Raw genomic sequence first — 17,476 nt, forward strand, 5'->3', positions numbered from 1 at the left:
TGAGAGTAATATATGTGACCCGCAGAGTGCAGAGGGTCTTTTCGATAGCGTAATTTGCCGCCGGACCAGGTATGGTTCGCTCGGCGGGGGTTCATCCCAAACGGACTGGATGAACTCAATTCCGCTTTTCAGGAGGAAAGTGTGGCCAGCGGTACTGTCAAGTGGTTCAACTCCGAAAAGGGCTTCGGCTTCATCCAGCAGGATGACGGCGGCGCGGACGTCTTCGTCCACTACTCCGCCATCGCCAGCACCGGATACCGGGAGCTGTCGGAGGGTCAGAAGGTGGAGTACGAGGTGACGCAGGGCCAGAAGGGTCCGCAGGCGGAGAACGTCCGCGCCCTCTGATCCACCGGCTCCGAACTTCTGAGCGTCGCATCACCGTGTGGCGTTCCGGCGTTCGCGAGCCCCCAAGCTTCAGCGTCCGGGGCGATGAACCGTATTTTTCGGTCCATCGCTCCGGCGTTTGGGTATCTGCCCCATGAACGCACTGCTGACCGGGCTGTACCTGGTCCTGCTGATCACCGCCGGACGGGCCGGCTCCGGGCTCCGCGGCCCGCGGCGGCACCCGCCGATCGCGACCTGTGCCCTCTTCGCGGCCGTCGCGACCTTCTCGTTCCTGCAGCTCCTGGCCGCACCGGCCCTGTTCACGGCCCTGCGGCGAGATCGCGCCGCCATCGCCGACGGCCAGGTGTGGCGCCTGCTCACCTCCACCGTCGTGCAGGACGGCGGCTGGCCCGGCACCATCTTCAACCTGATCGCCCTGGCCGTCCTCGGCATCCTGGCCGAGCGCCTGTGGGGCACCCGGCACTGGCTCGCCCTCGCCCTCGTCGTGCAGGTCCTCGGGAGCCTCTGGGGCCTGGTCGTGCAGCCGGTCGGCGCCGGCACCTCCCTCGTCGACTTCGGCCTCGCCGGCGCCCTCGCCACCACGGCCGCCCTGGCCACCCGGCACCCGCTGGGCTTCGTCGCCCTCGCCGCCGGGCTGGCGCTGCTCCTGCTCGGTGACATCCACGGCGGCGCCGCCCTGTCCGGCGCGCTGTTCGCCGTCGCCGCCCACCGGATCCAGGTGAGGCGGTCTCAGGCTCAGGTGAAATAGGCCGCGCTCGCCGCGTCCGCCGGGTAGTACGACTCGATCGCGATCTCGTCGAGGGTGATGTCCATCGGCGTGCCGAACGTCGTGATCGTCGAGAACAGCCGCAGCTCCCGGCCGTCGACCCGGAGGATCATCGGGATCGCGACGTCGGACTCGATCCGCGGCCCCGGCGGGTCGGCCGGCCCCGGGGCCAGCAGCTCCTCGTAGATCGCGGTCAGCTCCGGGTCCGGGGAGGTGGCCAGCTGCCGGCCGATCCGCCGCCGGAACAGCGCCCGCACGTCGGCCAGGTTGACGACCAGCCCGGCCAGCCCGCGCGGGTGCAGCCCCAGGCGGACCAGGTTGACCGGCGGCGTCAGCAGCTGCGGGTCGACACCGGCCAGGAACCGGTCCAGCGCCGGGTTGGTCATCAGGATGTTCCACCGCCGGTCGAACACGAGCGCCGGATACGGCAGGTGCGCGTGCAGCACCCGGCGGACCGCGTCGTAGGCGGCCGACAATCCCGCGTCGTCCAGGGCCCGCTCCGGAAAGCGCGGCGCGAACCCGGCCGCCAGCAGAAGAGCATTACGATCCCGCAGCGGTACATGCAGCTGGTCCGCCAGCCGCAGCACCATCTCCGCGCTGGGCCGGGACTTGCCGGTCTCGACGAGGCTGACGTGCCGGGCCGACACGTCGGCGGCGATGGCCAGATCGAGCTGGCTGAGCCCCCGCCGGTGCCGCCACTGCCGCAGGAGCTCCCCGACGCTGTACACGGATTCGAAGCGTACAAAGCGCGCCCGCCGCCCGCCATGAAATCGCAGTTCATCGACAACCGCCGCGGCCCGCGGCAACACTGCGTCCATGTCCGACAGCGAGCACAAGACCCTCGTCCAGCGGGCCCTGGCCGGCCTCGTCGACGCCCGCGACGTGGCCTCCGTGGCTCCGTTCATGAGCGAGCACTTCGTCCACCACCGCCCCGACGGCGACGACTCGACCAAGGCCGAGTGGCTGGCCCGGGTCGAGGCCGCGTTCGACCCGACCGCGGGCATGCGCGTCAAGGTCCTGCACCTCCTGGCCGCCGACGACCACGTCATGGTCCACTCCCGCCGCCGCCTCCCCGCCGGCGCCGAGGTCGTCGTCGTCGACATCGTCCGGATCGAGGACGGCCTGATCGCCGAGGTCTGGGAGATCATCGAGCCGGTCGCCAACGCCGCCGCCGACCGGCACTGGTGGTCGATCGGCGCACCGGTGTGACACCGCCACCCCCGCCCGGCCTCAGCAGCTCCTCGGCGGCGTCAGAGCAGCCCCGCGAGTTTGTACAACACGAGCGAGCCGGCGACGGCGACGTTCAGGCACATGCCGGTACCCACCATGGGGATCTCGACCGCGCCGTCGAGGAGGTTTAGGGCCTCGGGCGGGATGCCGGTCTGCTCGTGGCCGAGGACCATGACGGTGCGTTTGCGGGCGGCGGGCAGGTCGGCCAGGCGGACGGCCTCGTCGGCGAGTTCGACGCCGAGGATGTGGCTGCCGGCGGCGTGTTCGCTGTCGAGCCACCGCAGCGGGTCGCCGACGCGGTGGACACAGGCGGGCCGGCGCAGCGTGTTGCCGCGGGCGATCGCCTCGTCGACCCAGTCCCGGGCCGGGACGACGAGGCAGGCGCCGACGGCGTCGCAGGTACGCAGGAGGGTGCCGAGGTTGGCGCCGTGCATGGGCCACAGCGGTGCGGCGAGGAGGTGGCCCCAGCAGCGGTGCCGGCGGGGGCGGCGGGCGGATCGGAGCTCTTTCGGGGTCCGCACGCGGATGGCGGCAGTGCTCACAGTGGGGCGTGCTTCTCGGCGCACGCGGGCCATCGACGGCGACAGGGCCGCGTTCAGGGTACCAACTTGCCCGCCAGATTGAGCATGCCGCCGCGGATCATCTGCCCGTACCCGTCATCCGGCAGCTCGTGCACGGCGGCGCGGGCGGCGGCCAGGTGTTCGCGGGCCTGTTCGGGGTGGTCCAGGCGGTGGTGGACGTCGGCCAGGTTGAGATGCAGCGACGGCAGGAACGCCCGCACCCGCAGCGCTGCGTGATACCGCCGGGCCCGCTCGTCGGTGAGCTCGGCCACGGCGGCCAGGGCCCGCTCGTCCCAGACCAGTTCCGCTTCGGGTTCGTCCTGCAGGTCGGCGAGGTGGTGCGCGAGGCTGCACCGGTGCAGCGGGTCACCGCCGGCCCCGATCTCGTCCCACAGCGCGGTGAGCGCCGCCCGCCCGGCCCGCCCCTGCCGCACGGCCGCGGCGATGCGGCCCATCATGTCGTCGTCGGTCACTGATACTCCTTACAGGGCATGGCGAGGGTGGTGAAGTCGCTGTCGTCGGCCGAGCACACGACGACGGGCAGCCCGGGCGGCCCGAGCCGCAGCAGCACGTCCGGCCCGACCCCGGCCGCGACCGCCGGATACAGCGTGGTGAACCGGAAACTGACCACGAGCGGCTCACCCCACACCTCCGCGGGCACCGCGACAGCCCCATCACCCGGCCGCGTGGACGAGTCACCCAGCCGCACAGACGAAGCGCTCGACCGCGTGGACGAGTCACCCGACCGCACAGACGAAGCGCTCGACCGCGTGGCCGAGTCGCTCGACGGCGTGGACGACCGGACCCGCAGGCCGTTGTCGACGAACAGGTCCAGGCGGGCCGCGGGGTCTTCGCCGAGCGCGCGCAGCAGCGGCTGACGGGCGGCGACCACGCGCGTGACCGGTTCGGGCAGCTGCTCGAGCACGACACGGTAGTCCGGGTAGGGCTCCGCAATCGTCGGCAGCACCGGCCCGCCGAGCGAAACCCGTCCGTCGCCGGACCGCACCTGGACGCTGTCCTGCGCGGCGATCCACGCCCGCGCGCCCTCCAGCGAGGTGGCCGTGACCACCGCGGACACGTCCTCGCCGCGCCGCAACTCATACCGCAACGAGCGGATCGCCAGCCGGTAGCGGTCGGTGGCCACGAGCCGCAGTTCGCCGCCGGCCAGCTCCAGCAGGACACCGCCGAGCACCGGCACGGCACCGGTCGCGTCGACAGCGCCGGCCACCTGCCCGATCGCGTCGGCCAGCGCCCGGCCGGCGACGGTGACGACGCTGCGCCGCTGGTCACGGAGCAGCGCCAGGGTGGTCGCAACCGTGGAACGCGCGTCATTGACCGCTTGTTCCATGGCCTCGAGGTGGGCGCTCAGCAGTACCTCCGCCGCCTCCAGCGGACCGGCGAGAACCCGCCGGACGTCGACCAGCGGCAATCCCGCCGCGCGCAGCCGCCGGATCAGGATCACGTCGTCGACCTGGCCGGGCCGGTAGTACCGGTAGCCGCTGGCCGCGTCCACGAATGCCGGGCGCACGAGCCCGCACTCGTCGTAGAACCGCAGCGCGCTCGTCGTCACGCCCGCGGCCCGCGCGAACGCCCCGATCGCCAGCCGCTCCTCGTCCCCCACGCCGCCAATCCTGAACCTTCGACCAGCTCGACGCTCAAGCACCACGGCCAAGTAACACAGCCAAGTGACGCGACCGGGCAACGCCGCCGAGCACGCAGCCGATCCGGACCTCGACCAACCCGACCGTCGAACAACGCGGCCAAGCGACCCAGCCAGGCAGCGCCGCCGAGCAACGCGGCCGGTCCGGGCCTTCGATCCGCTCGTCCCGGACCAGTTCCGCTTCGGGTCGTCGGGGCGTTCGATCGGGTCGGCGGTCAAGCGAGCTGGGCCAGGCCGGCGGCGAGGAGTTGGTCGGCGCGGGGGAAGTCGTAGAGCAGCGTGCGGTACCGCTGCAGGGGGATTCTGAGGCTGGCGGCGGGCACGCCCCGGCTCTGGAGCACGTCCGCGGTCCAGGCGAGGAAGCCGGTGAACAGCTCGGGGTCGTCGACGTAGACGGCGGCGGCGAGGAAGTCGACGATGTGGGTCAGGTCGGCGAGGGTGGCGTCGAGCTGGGCCGGGGTGTAGTCGCGCATCGGCGGGAACTGGCGCTGGAGTTCGGCGGCGGCCTCGTCAACCAGGTCCGCGCGGCGCTTGACCAGGGCCGTGTGTTCGTCGTCGGCCAGGTGCGGCGCGGCGGCTGGGGGCCGGTGCAGTGTCGCCGGGTCGTCGAGGAGGGCGGCGGCTCCGGTCGCGTCCGCGGCCCAGCTCGCGCCGATCGCCCGGGCCCAGCGGCCGTCGGGGCCGAAGCCGCGGCCGCCGACGATGATCGGCACGTCAGCCCGGCGGCAGGCCTGGACGGCCTGGTGCGCGGCGGGCAGCCGGGTGGCCAGCGCGCAGCTCAGGGCGACCGCGTCGACGTCCTGCTGGTGCAGGTAGGAGATCAGGTGCGGGACTGGAACACTTGCACCGAGAAACGTTACCGTCCAGCCGCGCAGCCGCAGGACCTCGGCGACGATCCGGGCCGGCAGCGCGTGCCACTCCCCGTCGAGGCAGGTCACGACGATGCGGCCGCGGGTGGCGGCGGGGCGCGGGGCGGCCGCGCCGAGGGCGGCGACGACCCGCTCGCTGATGTGCGTTGCCGCGTGTTCCTGCGCGACGCTCCACTCGTTGCGCTGCCACCACTCGCCGACCTGCCGCTGCGCCGGTGCGACCAGTTCGAGCAGCACGGCCTCGGCATCGTGTCCACTGTGGAGCAGACCGCCGGCGATGGCGACCGCGCCGTCCTCGTCGGCGTCGGCCAGGCAGCGCACATACGCGTCGTACGCCTCCGCGACGGCCACCGCGCCCGCACCGACGCCACCGGCGCCACGCTCGCCCCGAACCGACACCTCCGCCACGAGACGATCACCGCCGACCGGCGCCGCCTCCGTCACAAAGCGACCGCCATCGCCGACCGGCGCTTCCCTCGCGGGACTATCACCGCCCACCGGCGCCTCCGTCACGACACGTGCGCTCCCGACGGAAACCTCGGTCACGAGACGATCACCGCCAACCGGCGCCGCCTCGGTTACGAGACGATCACCGCCGACCGGCGCCGCCTCCGTCACGAGGCGATCGCCGCGGGCCGCCGCTGGACCGAGTGCAGGTGCCGGGCCCCGGTGCGGACCGGCTCGGCCCGCACGGCGAGGACCGCGATGTCGTCGTGCTCGCGTCCGCCGAGCCAGTCGGCGGTGACCTGCTCGACCCGCTCGGCCAGGGCCGGGGCCGGCATGGCGTGGCAGCCGGACAGGGCGGTCGTGAGCCGGCGCACCCCGTACATCTCGTCGCCGCGGTGGCCGCCCCGGGCCTCGGTCACGCCGTCGGTGTAGAGCAGACAGGTCTCGCCCGGGGCCAGGAGCACCTCGCGCTGGCCGAAGACGGGCACGTCGGTGACGCCGACCAGCATGCCGCGAAGGGCGACCGATTCGACGGTACCGTCGCCGCGTAAAACCAATGGTGGAAGATGACCCCCGCCGGCCAGGGTGAGCCGCAGGCCGCCACCCGCGCGGGGCTGTGCGGTGCCGAGGACCATCGTGGCGAAGCGGCCGTCGTCGCCGCCCTCCAGGAGCATGTCGTTGAGCAGGTGCAGCAGCCGCCGCGGGTCGCCCTCGACCCGGCGCAGCGCGCGCAGGCTGTGCCGGACCTGGCCGGTCAGGACGGCCGCGTCGACGCCCTTGCCGGAGACGTCGCCCAGGAAGAACACGGAGCCGCCGCCGGCCATCGGGTGCGCGCCGTAGAAGTCGCCGCCGATGCGCATCGCGGCCCGGGCCGGGCGGTAGGCGGTGCCCCAGGCCAGGCCCGGCTGGGCCGCCGGCGGCTCGGGGCGCAGGCTCTCCTGCAGGGTGACGGCGACGCGGGACTGGGCCGTGTAGAGCTGCGCCGCCTCCAGCGCGGCGCCGACGCGGGACGCGAACTCCTGTAACAGTTCCGCCCGGTGATCGCCGAGGTCGGTGACGACGAGGGCGGCCGAGCGTCCGCTCGCGGCCTGGATCGGCACCACCCACGCGGCCGGGTTCGGGTCGCCGCCGCCGCCGAGATACGGCGTGCCACCGGGCCAGAGGAACGGCTGGGCCACGGGGTGGCCGTCGAGCGTGTCGCGCACGGCCGCGGGCAGCTCCGCCAGAGCGGCCTGATGCTGCCGTACCGGCTCGGCTCCGGCCGCGTGCCAGCAGCGCACCCGGCCGCGGCGGGTCGGCAGCACGAGCAGGGCGGCCGCGGCGAGTCCGCCGACGGCGAGCTCGATCGTCGCGCGGCACAGGCGGTCGGCGTTGAGCTGGCCGCCGAGGCGTTGCGCGGTGGCGGCCAGGAACGCGGCGGTGTCGTCGACCCGGTCGAGGTACATCGCGACGAGGCCGTCACCGAGCGCGACCTCGCGGCCCCGGAGCCCTTCGGGTCGCGGGTCTCCCGGCCGCACGGCCGGCAGCATCGCGGCCGCGGCGGCGTTCACGTAACGGACGGTCCCGGTGTCGTCGCAGAGCAGCACGCCCTCGCCGACGTGGTCGAGCAGCCGGACCAGTGCGGTGCCGGGCACCGTACCGGCATGTGCGGCCGTCTCGTGCATTGGGTATATCCAATCCGTGGCCGGTCCGGTCCAGTCCGAGCCTACGCCCGTTGCCACAGGGCAACCAACTGAACACCTCGCCGTGCGCACCGGCTACCACCGCTTTACGCTGGGACGACGCGGCACTCGCAGATCGGAGACCAGCACGATGACCGTCAGCGACGAGCACGACATACCATCGAAGTCGCCGCTGGCCGGCTACGTCTCGGCCGACGAGGCCGGTGTCGCCTGCCTGTCCGTCACGGCCGACGCGGCGCACGGTGACACCATCGTGCTCACCGTCAGTGGCGAAGTCGACTTCGAGACCGCCGGTGACTTGCGCGCGGCCGTCTTCGACGCGCTCGCGCCCGGCCCGACGCGGGTCGTGCTCGACCTGGCCGGGCTGCGGTTCATGGACAGCTCCGGCATGGGCGTGATCGTCGGCGGCTGGCAGCGGGCCCGGCAGGTCGATGTGCGCTACGTGTTGCGCCGGGTGCCGCCGGTGATCGCGGAGCAGTTCGAGATGACCGGCCTCGACCAGGTTCTCACGATCGAGGACGACCGGGACGACGCGAGCGCGGCCTGACCGGCTCCAGCGCGAACAGCGGAATGGTGATGTGGGTCAGCGGCCCGATCGCCACCGCGTAGAGGACGGTCCCGACCCCGACCGAGCCCCCGAGCAGCCAGCCCACGGCCAGCACGGTCACCTCGATGACGGTCCGGACGGCCCGGATCGAGTGCCCCCGGGCGGCGATCGCGGTCGTCAGGCCGTCGCGCGGCCCCGGCCCGAACCCGGCGCCGATGTAGAGCCCGGTCGCGAACGCGTTCAGCGCGACCGCGGCCACCAGCATCGCCCCCTGCGGCACGAGCGCGTGCGGCGCCGGCACCAGCCACACGGTGAGGTTGATGCACAGCCCGACCAGCAGGGCGTTGGCGAGCGTGCCGACCCCGAACCGGGCCCGCAGCGGCAGCCACAGCACCAGGACGGCGACGCTGGCCAGGATCGCCCACGTGCCGACCTGACCACCGAACGTGCGGGCCAGCCCCTGGTGCAGCACGTCCCACGGGTCGACGCCGAGCCCGGCCTGGATGATGAGCCCGCTGCTCAGCCCGTACAGCACCAGCCCGGACAGCAGCATCGTCCAGCGGCGGGCCAGCCGGTCGGCCGGCAGCGGCAGTAAGAAACGCACGATCTTGAGCCTGCCCGAGCCGCGCCCGGTCACCTACGACCAATCCGGTTGCAGTGGCTGTGCGTGACCCTTACGCCCATCGCCGGGCGTCTGTCAGGATGGGCCGCGTGTCGATGGCGACGAGAGCCCAGCGGATCCTGACGTTCGGTAGCGTCGCGGTGACGCTCGCCCTGGCCGGCTGCACGGGCGATGACGGTGACGCGAACCGCGGCGGCACCTATACGACCGCGATGCTGCAGGCCGGGCTGCTGCAGCCGGGCGACGTGGGATCGACGTGGAAGCGCCCGGAGCAGACCCCGCCGCCGAGCACCATCATGCAGCTGTGCCCGGGCACCGCCGCCCGGCCGCCGATCCCGGGGTCACCGACCGTGGTGACGGGCCTGCTGGCCGACGAGGGCGACAAGGGCGCGCAGGCGTTCGAGCAGCTCGGGCTGCTGTACCAGGACGCCGCCGCGATGGAGAAGGCGTTCACGGCACTGCAGGACACGATGGAGGCCTGCCCGCCGACCGCGTCCCGCAGCGCCGGGCCGGCCAAGGAGTCCTCCGAGGCCGGATACACCGAGTCGACCACGATCGACCCGCTGGTCGCGGGCGGCTGGAAGGGCTTCGTGGCCCAGCGCCACAAGATCTACGAGCCGACCTACCCGGGCTCGGCCGACGTCGCGGTGGCGGTGGTCGGCCAGGGCAACGCCATCATCCTGACCAGTTACGCGGTGTATTGGGTGGGTGCGCACAGCACCGGTCCGGAGTTCAGCACCGACTGGAATCGCATCACCGGTACCGTCCTGAGCCGCGTCGATGCCAAGCGCGCGAAATAAGGCAAGAATCTTGACGTCGGCTTTGAACCCTGCGGCGGGCTGACACGAACAACCCGGTGTGGAGTACAACCAGGATCAGAGTCAGCGGCGACCGCGGTGGGCCGCCCGCGCCGCCATCGCCGGCGCCGGGGCTCTGGCCCTCCTCGGTGTAGCCGCACCCGCTTCCGCCGACGTGGCCGTCACGCCCACCGAGGCGGTGCAGGGCGAGGGCGCCGACGTGACGTTCCGGATCACCAACGACAGCAAGACGGCCTCGATCACCGAGATCGACGTCGAGATGCCGGTCGAGACGCCGATCGCCGAGGTGTACCCGCTGTCGGTCGACGACTGGGCCCCGGCGATGACGAACGTGAAGGTCGACAAGCCCCTCGAGTCGCTGCACGGGTATCAGATCACCGAGGTCACGACCGCGGTCAAGTGGTTCGCCGTGGAGGGCCGGGCACTGCCGCCGGGTGCGACCACCGAGCTGTACCTCTCGATCGGTCCGCTGCCGACGACGGCCAAGCTGCAGTTCAGCATCATCCTCGCCAACTCCGACGGCACGCAGGTCCGGATGACCGGCCAGCCCGGTGAACCGGCCGCACCGGCGCTCACGCTGAAGACGGCCCCGGCCGGCCAGGGCGGGCACGCGGCCGCGCACAACGGCGGCGCCGCGACGGACACCGACGCGGCTCCGGTCGCCGACGGTGACAGCGCGGACGACACCGCCCCGAGCGGCCCCTCCTACCTGATGTGGAGCCTGATCGCGCTGCTGTTCATCGGCGCGATCGCCATTGCCAGCGTGATCCTGCAGAACCGCCGCGCCCCGGCCGCCGATTCGGCGGCGGCGGCGGATTCCGACCCCGAGCCGGATACCGAGGACGAGGCCGCCGACAGCGAGCCCGAGGCCGCCGAGAAAACCTTGGCCGGCACGCCGTAGTCGCCTTTTTAAAAGTACCCTTTCCGGCGCGTTAAATGTCTTTTGACACTGGCTCTGGCCTGCCCAAATGCCGGAATTTATAACTGAGTTTTCAGAACGTCTTTAGTGTTGCTTAGCTTTTACCGGGGCGGTTGACGATGGTCAATCATCGCTTCTAGGTTGACATTCGGATATCAGGTTTACCCCCATAGTCAGGCCGCATCCCGGCGGACGCCGAGCGCCGGTCAGAAAACTGAGAGAGGTTCGTCATGCAGCGAAGGTCAGCACCGCGGTGGGGCTGGTCCGAGGAAGAGCCTGGCGGCTCGATCGACGACCAGCGACCTCCCGTTTGGCGCAAGCGAGTCATCACGATCGGTGCCGCGGCGCTCGCCTTCGTGGCGGGCCTCACGGTGACCCAGATCTCCGACGCGGCCACCCGCCGGCGGCCCAACACCGGCAGCGCGCCGTGCGCGACCGCCACCACCAAGGGCCCGGCCACCGGCGCCGCCACCGGCTCCCAGAAGGCCAGCCCGAAGGCGTCCGCGGGCGCCTCGGCCGCCGACGCGGTCGACCCGGCCGCGGGCGAGGTCCCGAAGGCCGACCAGACCGCCGGTGACGTCGCCGGCGGCCAGCAGAACGGCAAGAACGTCACCAACCACCTCGGTGACGGCCAGGTCTCGGGCCGCCCGCGGTGGCGCCGGGTCAACCCGAACTGCCCGACCCCGGCCCCGACCAACACCGGCAGCGGCGGCGCGACGAGCGTCCCGTCGGCCGGCAGCAGCAACGGCGCGACCCTTGACACGCTGGGCAACGACTGCAGCGAGAGCCGGCTGCAGCCGCACAACGGCTTCCAGGACGCCCCGCGCTGCGTGAGCACCGCGTTCGGCGAGGTCAGCAGCCAGGACAAGAACCCGACGCTGCTCATCGTGCGGGCCCCGCAGCGCCTGCGCGTCGGCCAGGCCTTCACGCTGCAGATCAGCACCCGCAACCTGGTCCGCGACCGGTTCCTCGGCGCCGCGGCCGGCGGCTACTACCTGGAGAGCGCCTTCCTGACCCCGGACGGCCTGACCCGCGGGCACTTCCACACCGCGTGCCGGATGCTGGCCAGCACCAACGCCGCTCCCGACCCGACGGTGGCCCCGGCCTTCTTCGTGGCGACGGAGGACAAGGGCGGCAGCGGCCGGCCGGACACCGTCACCATCAACGTGACGGGCATGCCGACCACGGGTACCGCCCAGTGCGCCTCCTGGGCCGGTGACGGCTCGCACCGTATCCCGATGATGCAGAAGGCCAACGAGATCCCGGCCTTCGACTCGGTCAAGATCACCGTCACCAACTAGGTTCACCGACGATCGCGAAGGGGCGGGCCGCCACGGCCCGCCCCTTCCTGTCGCAGTTCGCTTTCAGCTCGCTTTTCAGTTCGTGATGAGGAAACCGCCGTCCAGGTGCAGGTCGATGGCGTTGACACCGCCGTTGCTGAGCAGGAAGTCGACGGCCCCGACAACCTCGCTCGTGTTGATGAGCCGGCCGATCGGCGTGCGCAGCGCACCCGGCTGCTGCTCGACCGGGACCGGGGCCCACTTCGGGCTGTCGCCGACGATGGCCGGGTGCAGCGCGTTGACGCGGTGCGGGGCGAGCTCGTGGGCCAGGGTCTTGACCAGGCCGCTGATCCCGCCGTTGAACGTCGTCACCATGGTCGAGCCCGCGTAGGGCCGCTCCTTCGCCAGGCCGCCGAAGAGCACCACGGCCGCGCCCGGGTTGAAGCGCGGATGCAGGACGCGGACCGTCTCGGCGTACCCGACGAGCTTCACGGTGATCGACCGGATCGCCTGCGCGGTGCTGAAGTCGGCGATGGTGTTGGGCGTCGGGTCGCTGGCGGTGATGACGAGGTTGTCCACCTCGGTGACGTCCGCGAGGGCGGCCGCGATGGAGTCCGGCTCGGCCAGGTCCACGGCCAGCCCCCGCACCGCGGGCCCGAGCTCGGCGGCCACGGACTCGGCCTTGGCCTTGTCGCGCCCGGTGACGTACACGGCGTCGCCGCGCTGGACGAAGTGCGCCGCGACCGCCCGGCCCAGATAGCCGGTGCCGCCGACGACGATTGAAGTGGTCATGGTGGCAAACGTAGCTTTTGTAAATTTCAGCCGCACGGCCCGGATCCCGCGCTCCGGCCGGCCTCGGCCGGTGGACGCGACGCCGTGCGGCTAGCATCCGAGCCGTGATTCTGGCGCTGCTGCTCGACCTGGCCAACATCGCCGGGGGGTTCCTGCTGGCGATCGCGCTGCTGCGGCGGCTGCCCCGGATCGGCGCCGACCTCGGGCGCTTCGCCGACCGGGTGGCGCCGTTCGGCTGGATCGTGGGCATCGTCGCGCTCGCGATGGGCGTGACATACCTGCTCATCCACGTCCTCACCGGCCCGCACCTGTTCATCTTCGAGGTCGTCGGGATCGGGGTCGGCGTCGCGCTGCTCTGGGACCGCCTCACCGGCCGCCGGGCCATCACATCGGCCCCGCACGGACCGTCGCCGCACTCCCCGACCGCGCCCCGGCCGTTGCCGAACGCGGACACGCCGACCGGGGTGGCGCTGCTGTTGGCCGTCTTCGGGGTGATCGCCATCGTCGTGGGCATCCAGGGCCTGTTCACGCCCGACTAGACCTCAACCCTGGTTGAGGTTCTAGGGTGCTGCAGGTGAGCGTCAGCACCGAGGCCGACCTGGTCACCGGGTTCAAGGCCGCCTTCCGTGGCTACCCGACCGGGGTAGCGATCATCTCCGTAGCCGGCCCCGACGGCCCGGCCGGCCTGACCGCCTCCAGCGTCGCCTCCGTGTCCCTGGCCCCGCCGGCCCTGTCGTTCTCGGTCATGGACTCCCCGTCCGCGCGCCTGATCGCCGGCGCCGGCAGCCTGGTCGTCAACCTCCTCGGTGCCGCACACGCCGGCCTGGCCCACGACTTCGCCCGCCCGGGCGGCCCCCGCTTCACCGCCGACCAGGCCTGGACAACCCTCCCGACCGGCGAACCCGCCCTCGATGACGCCCAGGCGGTGCTGCGCTGTGTTCCACTGCACCGTGTTCCGGTCGGAGCGTCAACGGTCCTCATCGTCGCAGTGACAAACGCCTTCGTGGGTACTGCCGGCGCCCGCCTCATCTACCACGAGCGCCGCTTCCTCACCGAACCCCGCACCTGACTCCGGACCGCCGCGTCAACGAACCCGCAGGCGGCGTCGCGGGCGTCACTTGCGGCGTTTGCGGACGGAGCGGCGCACACGCGTCGAGCCCGCGCGGGCATCGGCGCTGACCGGTCAGCGTCGCGCACGCGCGGCGCCGCGGGCGTCACTTGCGGCGTTCGCGGACGGAGCGGCGCACACGCGTCGAGGCGGCCAGGGCCACGGCTCCGGCCAGCAGTGCGATGCCGGTCGTCGACAGCAGCCGGACGCCGAACGCCAGGTAGGAGCCCCAAATCGCGGGCGGGGTGGTGTCCGGCGGGAGGGCGGTCAGGTCGTACCCGAGGGCGGCGGTGGTGAGGGCAGTGCCCGGCAGGAGCAGGACGACGCCCGCCCAGCCGGCGACCCGGGCCGGGGTCGGGCCGCCCGCGAACCGGCGGCCGCCGCGCCAGCCCGCGGCCAGGCCCGCCAGGTAGCCCAGGACGGCCAGCGGCCAGACCCGGCCCGGCTGGGCCCGGGCGAGCTCGAGGACGATGGACGTGCCGTCACCGAGCGAGTACACCCGTAGCGTCCATTGTTTCTGGAACGCGCTGACCTGTCCCGTTCCGGGATCGTCGGTGACGTGCCAGCCCTGGGCGCTGAGGGCGTCGCCGATGGTGCGGACCGTGCTCGCGGAGTCGTCCCCGGCGGGAGTGGTGAGCCAGACGGCCCCGGCGGCGTAGTCGTGGTCGCCGACGAGCCAGGTCCAGGCGCCGGACGGGTGCTCGTAGTCGTAGAGCCCGCCGAGGCGGCCTGAAATTGTTACAGCGGCCGCGGTACCGTCGGCCGTGACCGGGACCGCGGGCGCGACGATGGCCACGGCGGCGTCGTCGGTCGGCAGGTCGGGTGCGCCGAGCCAGCCGAGCAGCGCCCCGAATCCGGCGCCGAGCGCGGCCAGGGTCAGTGCCACGACCACGGCGGCGGTGCGTCGCGGGCCGGAGCCGGGGCGGGTGGTTTGGGTCCGAACGGGGTCAGCCTGCAGCGCGGCGGCCATCCGCTTGGTCCTTTCAGCAGCACGGCCCCCCGCGCCGGTCACCGATGCTAATGCTTCGGCCGGCGGCGGCCCGCGAGGGGGCCGTTCGCGGGACATCGGAAGTTGTCGGTGCCCCTTATCGTGAGCCGTGGCCTACAACCCGTACGCGGTGCCGCAGCAGCCGGCACCGAAGAACAACACGTTGCGCGTCGTGCTGATCACCGTTGGTGCGGTGGCGGTGCTGTGCCTCGGCGTGATCGGTGTCTCCCTCTACATCGGGATCAACAGCGTCAAGGACAACGTCAAGGAGATCGGGCCGGCCCAGTTGGCGGCGACCCGGTTCGTCGCGAGTCTGGAGCAGGGCGACACCGACGGCGCGTACGGGCAGCTCTGCGACAGCACGCGGAGCGCGTTCACGAAGGCCGCCTTCGCCGACGTCGTGGCCAAGCAGCCGAAGATCACGGCGCACGCGGACCCGCTCGTCAACATCACCACCACGAACGGCCGCACCGTCGCCACGGCCGTGATGACGCTCACGCTGGGCGACGGCTCCACCCAGCGGCACGGGTTCACACTGGTGAAAGAGTCCGACACCTGGAAGGTCTGCGGCCGGCCGTACTGAGACACGACGCGGCCGGCACCCAGGTTTTGAGTGCCGGCCGCGCCCCGGGTGTTTCCAGGCGGGTCAGGTGGTGGTCAGCCGGAAGTAGTCCAGGTTGAAGCCGCCGGTCTCGCAGTACACCGTGACGAGCTGGTCGCCCGCCGGCAGCGTGACCGTCGCGTGCACCGACTGGTAGCTGCCCCAGCCGCCGGTGTCCGGGACTGCAACGGTCGACAGGACCTGGTTGTCCGGGCCGCGGAAGGTGATCGCGCCCGGTGCGGCCGCGCCGCTGCCGTTGGCCACCCGCAGCTCCAGGTCGTAGGGGCCGGCCTGGGCGACGTCCAGGCGGTACTGCAGCCAGTTGCCGGCCGCGGTCCACCCGATGTTCTTGCCGCCGCTGGCCGAAGGGTTGTTCTCGACGAAGTTGGCGCCGCCGTCGGTCCAGCCGTGCTCCGCCGTGTACGCCTCGGCCTCGACCTTCTCACCGATCGGCGCGCCGTGCGGCACGACATTGACGCGCACGGTCACCTCGTCGCTGGCGGCGCCGTCGGTCACCCGGAACTTGAGGTTCAGGGTGCCGGCCGTCGTCGGGTGCACGCTCACCGCGCCGGTCGCGGCGTCGACGGTGACGCCCTCGGGCAGGTCGACCGCGTAGTACGCGAGGGCGTCGCGGTCCCGGTCGGTGGCCTTGAGCTTGAACGTGGTCGTCGTGTACTGGTCGGCGTTGACGTCCGGCACCGTAGCGAGCACGGGTGCGTGGTTGCCACGCGTCGACGGGACATCGGCCTTCCAGCGGAGCGTGGCATACGCGCCGGCTGGAACTGTTGCAACGAACTGCCGTCCGGCGAGCACGACGCGAACCGTGCGGGCCGCCGCGTTCGCGTTGCCGACCACGGCCACGAAGTCGTCGCCGTCGCGGTACACCACGTTGCTCACGCCACCGCTGGCGGCGCTGGACTCGACGCGGGTGTGCCGCGGGGTGAGGTACTTCGCGAACTGGCCCATGCCGTAGAGCTCGTCGCGGACCGAGTAGGTGCGGGCCGTCGTGTCGACCTTCACCAGCCGGTCCGGCCACTTCGTGGTGGCCGCGATCTGGTCCCAGTCCACGTTGTTGTCCCGCAGCGGCGTCCAGTGCAGCGTGCCGCCGTCCTGGTCGGTCGCCTGCGCCCACATGACGTAGGAGCTGGCGTCGAGCCGGAAGTAGCTCAGGATCGTGGCCGGCGACAGGTCACTGGTCTCGGTCATGTGCACGGGCTTGCCGGTCTGCTCGTAGGCGTCGCGCATCACCGTGGGGTCGCCCCAGTACGGGTGGAACGCGATCGCGTCGGCCGCCCGCGCCGCCTTCGGATCGTTGAGGACCCGGTAGTAGTTCTTGGTCTCGGTGCTGTTGGGGTCCTTCCAGTCCCAGAAGTTGAAGTCGTGGATGTACACGTCGACGTCACGCGGCAGGTGCCGCTTCATGGCCACGACGAGCTGCTGCTGTTGTTCCACGCTGATGTCCATGGCCGGATACACCACGTCCATGCCGGGCTCGTTGAGCAGCGTCAGCGCGTCGACGCGGATCCCCTTGCGGGCGTAGGCCTCGACGTACTTGGCGTAGTAGCGGGCGAAGACGTCGATGCAGTCGTCGCGCAGCTTGCCGGCCTGGTAGTAGTCGGTCGTGCTGCCCGGCTTGAGCGCGACCTCGCCGAGGAACTTGTTGTTGGTCTTCATCCACGCGGGTGCGCTCCAGGCCGAGGCGAAGAACGTGGCCTTCGGGTTGTACTTCTGGATCAGCTTGATGGTGTCGACGATGTGCAGGTCGATGTCGCGCTGGATCGAGAAGTACTTGAGCCCGAAGTCGTCGGTGACGCCGGCCGGGAGGTCGTCCTCGGACCAGAACGGCAGGTGCTCGATGAGATCGGGGCTGCCGATCGTGAGCCGGAACCGGTTCAGGCCGGCTCCGGTGCGCGGGTCGACGAGGAGCCGGATCGCGTCCTCGCGCTGCTGCGGGGTGAGCTTCCAGAGGTTCGACACGCTCGTCTCATCGAGCGAGAAGCCGATGCCGCTGTACCGCTGCCGCATTTGGCTTGGATCGATGACGACGGTGGCGTCGGCCGTCGCGGATCCGTTGCTCCCGACCTTGACCGGTGGCAATGGTTTCCAGGCCTGTCCGGCGCCGGTCGAGTAGGTGCCGGTAACTGTTTCAGCCCGATGCGCCGGGGCCGCGGTTGCGGGCGCGGCCCCGACGGTCAGGGCGAGCAGCGCGGTCGAGGTGACCGTGATGATGCGTCGCACGGTG

At 71.9% G+C, this 17,476-nt stretch carries 20 protein-coding genes; 10 read left to right on the plus strand and 10 right to left on the minus strand.

The window, feature by feature from the left end:
- Window positions 1-141 precede the first annotated feature (141 nt).
- Together ACIA8L_RS24275 and ACIA8L_RS24280 are read left to right on the plus strand one after the other, a co-directional pair.
- Window positions 142-345, plus strand: coding sequence for a cold-shock protein (locus tag ACIA8L_RS24275; protein ID WP_395908205.1), 204 nt, complete (start codon window positions 142-144; stop codon window positions 343-345).
- Between the two features lie 133 nt (window positions 346-478).
- A complete protein-coding gene (locus ACIA8L_RS24280; RefSeq protein ID WP_395908207.1) occupies window positions 479-1,093 on the plus strand; it encodes a rhomboid family intramembrane serine protease in 615 nt (204 codons plus the stop codon).
- On the opposite strand, the gene ACIA8L_RS24285 is transcribed toward ACIA8L_RS24280, so the two are convergent.
- Window positions 1,081-1,839 (minus strand): helix-turn-helix domain-containing protein, encoded by a 759-nt coding sequence (locus ACIA8L_RS24285; protein WP_395908209.1) that lies wholly within the window; start codon window positions 1,837-1,839, stop codon window positions 1,081-1,083. The two genes, ACIA8L_RS24280 and ACIA8L_RS24285, sit on opposite strands and share 13 nt — an antisense overlap.
- Window positions 1,840-1,927: 88 nt before the next feature.
- Between ACIA8L_RS24285 and ACIA8L_RS24290 the strand changes: the two genes are divergently transcribed.
- Entirely contained in the window at window positions 1,928-2,320 is a 393-nt protein-coding gene (locus ACIA8L_RS24290) for a nuclear transport factor 2 family protein (protein ID WP_395908212.1), read from the plus strand.
- Between the two features lie 41 nt (window positions 2,321-2,361).
- Here the strand turns inward: ACIA8L_RS24290 and ACIA8L_RS24295 are convergent, their stop codons facing one another.
- The 5 genes from ACIA8L_RS24295 to ACIA8L_RS24315 form a co-directional block, all read right to left on the minus strand.
- Window positions 2,362-2,883 carry a TrmH family RNA methyltransferase gene (locus tag ACIA8L_RS24295; protein ID WP_395908214.1) on the minus strand — a complete coding sequence of 174 codons (522 nt, stop codon included), beginning with the start codon at window positions 2,881-2,883 and terminating at the stop codon, window positions 2,362-2,364.
- A gap of 53 nt (window positions 2,884-2,936) precedes the next feature.
- Window positions 2,937-3,359 (minus strand): hypothetical protein, encoded by a 423-nt coding sequence (locus ACIA8L_RS24300; protein ID WP_395909034.1) that lies wholly within the window; start codon window positions 3,357-3,359, stop codon window positions 2,937-2,939.
- 11 nt (window positions 3,360-3,370) lie between these two features.
- Window positions 3,371-4,522, minus strand: a complete 1,152-nt coding sequence (locus ACIA8L_RS24305; protein ID WP_395908217.1) for a MerR family transcriptional regulator — start codon at window positions 4,520-4,522, stop codon at window positions 3,371-3,373.
- 254 nt (window positions 4,523-4,776) lie between these two features.
- Window positions 4,777-5,874: a B12-binding domain-containing protein gene (locus tag ACIA8L_RS24310; protein WP_395908222.1), complete on the minus strand. Its 1,098-nt coding sequence runs from the start codon at window positions 5,872-5,874 to the stop codon at window positions 4,777-4,779.
- Between the two features lie 170 nt (window positions 5,875-6,044).
- Complete coding sequence (locus ACIA8L_RS24315; RefSeq protein WP_395908224.1) at window positions 6,045-7,541, minus strand: PP2C family protein-serine/threonine phosphatase; 1,497 nt, start codon at window positions 7,539-7,541, stop codon at window positions 6,045-6,047.
- A 148-nt stretch (window positions 7,542-7,689) separates the two neighbouring features.
- Here ACIA8L_RS24315 and ACIA8L_RS24320 point away from each other — a divergent pair, with 148 nt between their 5' ends.
- On the plus strand, window positions 7,690-8,106 hold the full coding sequence (locus ACIA8L_RS24320; protein WP_395908227.1) for an STAS domain-containing protein: 417 nt from the start codon (window positions 7,690-7,692) through the stop codon (window positions 8,104-8,106).
- Here the strand turns inward: ACIA8L_RS24320 and ACIA8L_RS24325 are convergent.
- Window positions 8,066-8,659 (minus strand): YitT family protein, encoded by a 594-nt coding sequence (locus ACIA8L_RS24325; RefSeq protein ID WP_395909035.1) that lies wholly within the window; start codon window positions 8,657-8,659, stop codon window positions 8,066-8,068. The two genes, ACIA8L_RS24320 and ACIA8L_RS24325, sit on opposite strands and share 41 nt — an antisense overlap.
- Before the next feature lie 158 nt (window positions 8,660-8,817).
- Between ACIA8L_RS24325 and ACIA8L_RS24330 the strand changes: the two genes are divergently transcribed.
- From ACIA8L_RS24330 to ACIA8L_RS24340, 3 genes are all read left to right on the plus strand, one after another.
- A complete protein-coding gene (locus ACIA8L_RS24330) occupies window positions 8,818-9,528 on the plus strand; it encodes a hypothetical protein (protein ID WP_395908229.1) in 711 nt (236 codons plus the stop codon).
- A gap of 58 nt (window positions 9,529-9,586) precedes the next feature.
- A complete protein-coding gene (locus ACIA8L_RS24335; protein WP_395908231.1) occupies window positions 9,587-10,447 on the plus strand; it encodes a DUF1775 domain-containing protein in 861 nt (286 codons plus the stop codon).
- Window positions 10,448-10,695: 248 nt separating this feature from the next.
- Window positions 10,696-11,766 (plus strand): Pecanex-like protein 1, encoded by a 1,071-nt coding sequence (locus ACIA8L_RS24340; protein ID WP_395908233.1) that lies wholly within the window; start codon window positions 10,696-10,698, stop codon window positions 11,764-11,766.
- Between the two features lie 75 nt (window positions 11,767-11,841).
- Here ACIA8L_RS24340 and ACIA8L_RS24345 read toward each other — a convergent pair whose 3' ends face one another.
- Window positions 11,842-12,537 (minus strand): SDR family NAD(P)-dependent oxidoreductase, encoded by a 696-nt coding sequence (locus ACIA8L_RS24345; RefSeq protein WP_395908234.1) that lies wholly within the window; start codon window positions 12,535-12,537, stop codon window positions 11,842-11,844.
- A 104-nt stretch (window positions 12,538-12,641) separates the two neighbouring features.
- On the opposite strand from ACIA8L_RS24345, the gene ACIA8L_RS24350 reads away from it, so the two are divergent.
- Together ACIA8L_RS24350 and ACIA8L_RS24355 are read left to right on the plus strand one after the other, a co-directional pair.
- Window positions 12,642-13,076, plus strand: a complete 435-nt coding sequence (locus tag ACIA8L_RS24350) for a hypothetical protein (protein ID WP_395908237.1) — start codon at window positions 12,642-12,644, stop codon at window positions 13,074-13,076.
- Between the two features lie 35 nt (window positions 13,077-13,111).
- Window positions 13,112-13,606, plus strand: a complete 495-nt coding sequence (locus ACIA8L_RS24355; protein ID WP_395908239.1) for a flavin reductase family protein — start codon at window positions 13,112-13,114, stop codon at window positions 13,604-13,606.
- A gap of 145 nt (window positions 13,607-13,751) precedes the next feature.
- On the opposite strand, the gene ACIA8L_RS24360 is transcribed toward ACIA8L_RS24355, so the two are convergent.
- A complete protein-coding gene (locus tag ACIA8L_RS24360) occupies window positions 13,752-14,615 on the minus strand; it encodes a hypothetical protein (RefSeq protein WP_395908241.1) in 864 nt (287 codons plus the stop codon).
- A gap of 127 nt (window positions 14,616-14,742) precedes the next feature.
- On the opposite strand from ACIA8L_RS24360, the gene ACIA8L_RS24365 reads away from it, so the two are divergent.
- Entirely contained in the window at window positions 14,743-15,216 is a 474-nt protein-coding gene (locus tag ACIA8L_RS24365; RefSeq protein WP_395908243.1) for a hypothetical protein, read from the plus strand.
- Between the two features lie 63 nt (window positions 15,217-15,279).
- Here ACIA8L_RS24365 and ACIA8L_RS24370 read toward each other — a convergent pair whose 3' ends face one another.
- Window positions 15,280-17,472 carry a carbohydrate-binding protein gene (locus ACIA8L_RS24370; RefSeq protein ID WP_395908245.1) on the minus strand — a complete coding sequence of 731 codons (2,193 nt, stop codon included), beginning with the start codon at window positions 17,470-17,472 and terminating at the stop codon, window positions 15,280-15,282.
- Window positions 17,473-17,476: the final 4 nt, after the last annotated feature.

This window comes from Dactylosporangium sp. NPDC051541, assembly GCF_044454505.1.
Lineage (GTDB): Bacteria > Actinomycetota > Actinomycetes > Mycobacteriales > Micromonosporaceae > Dactylosporangium.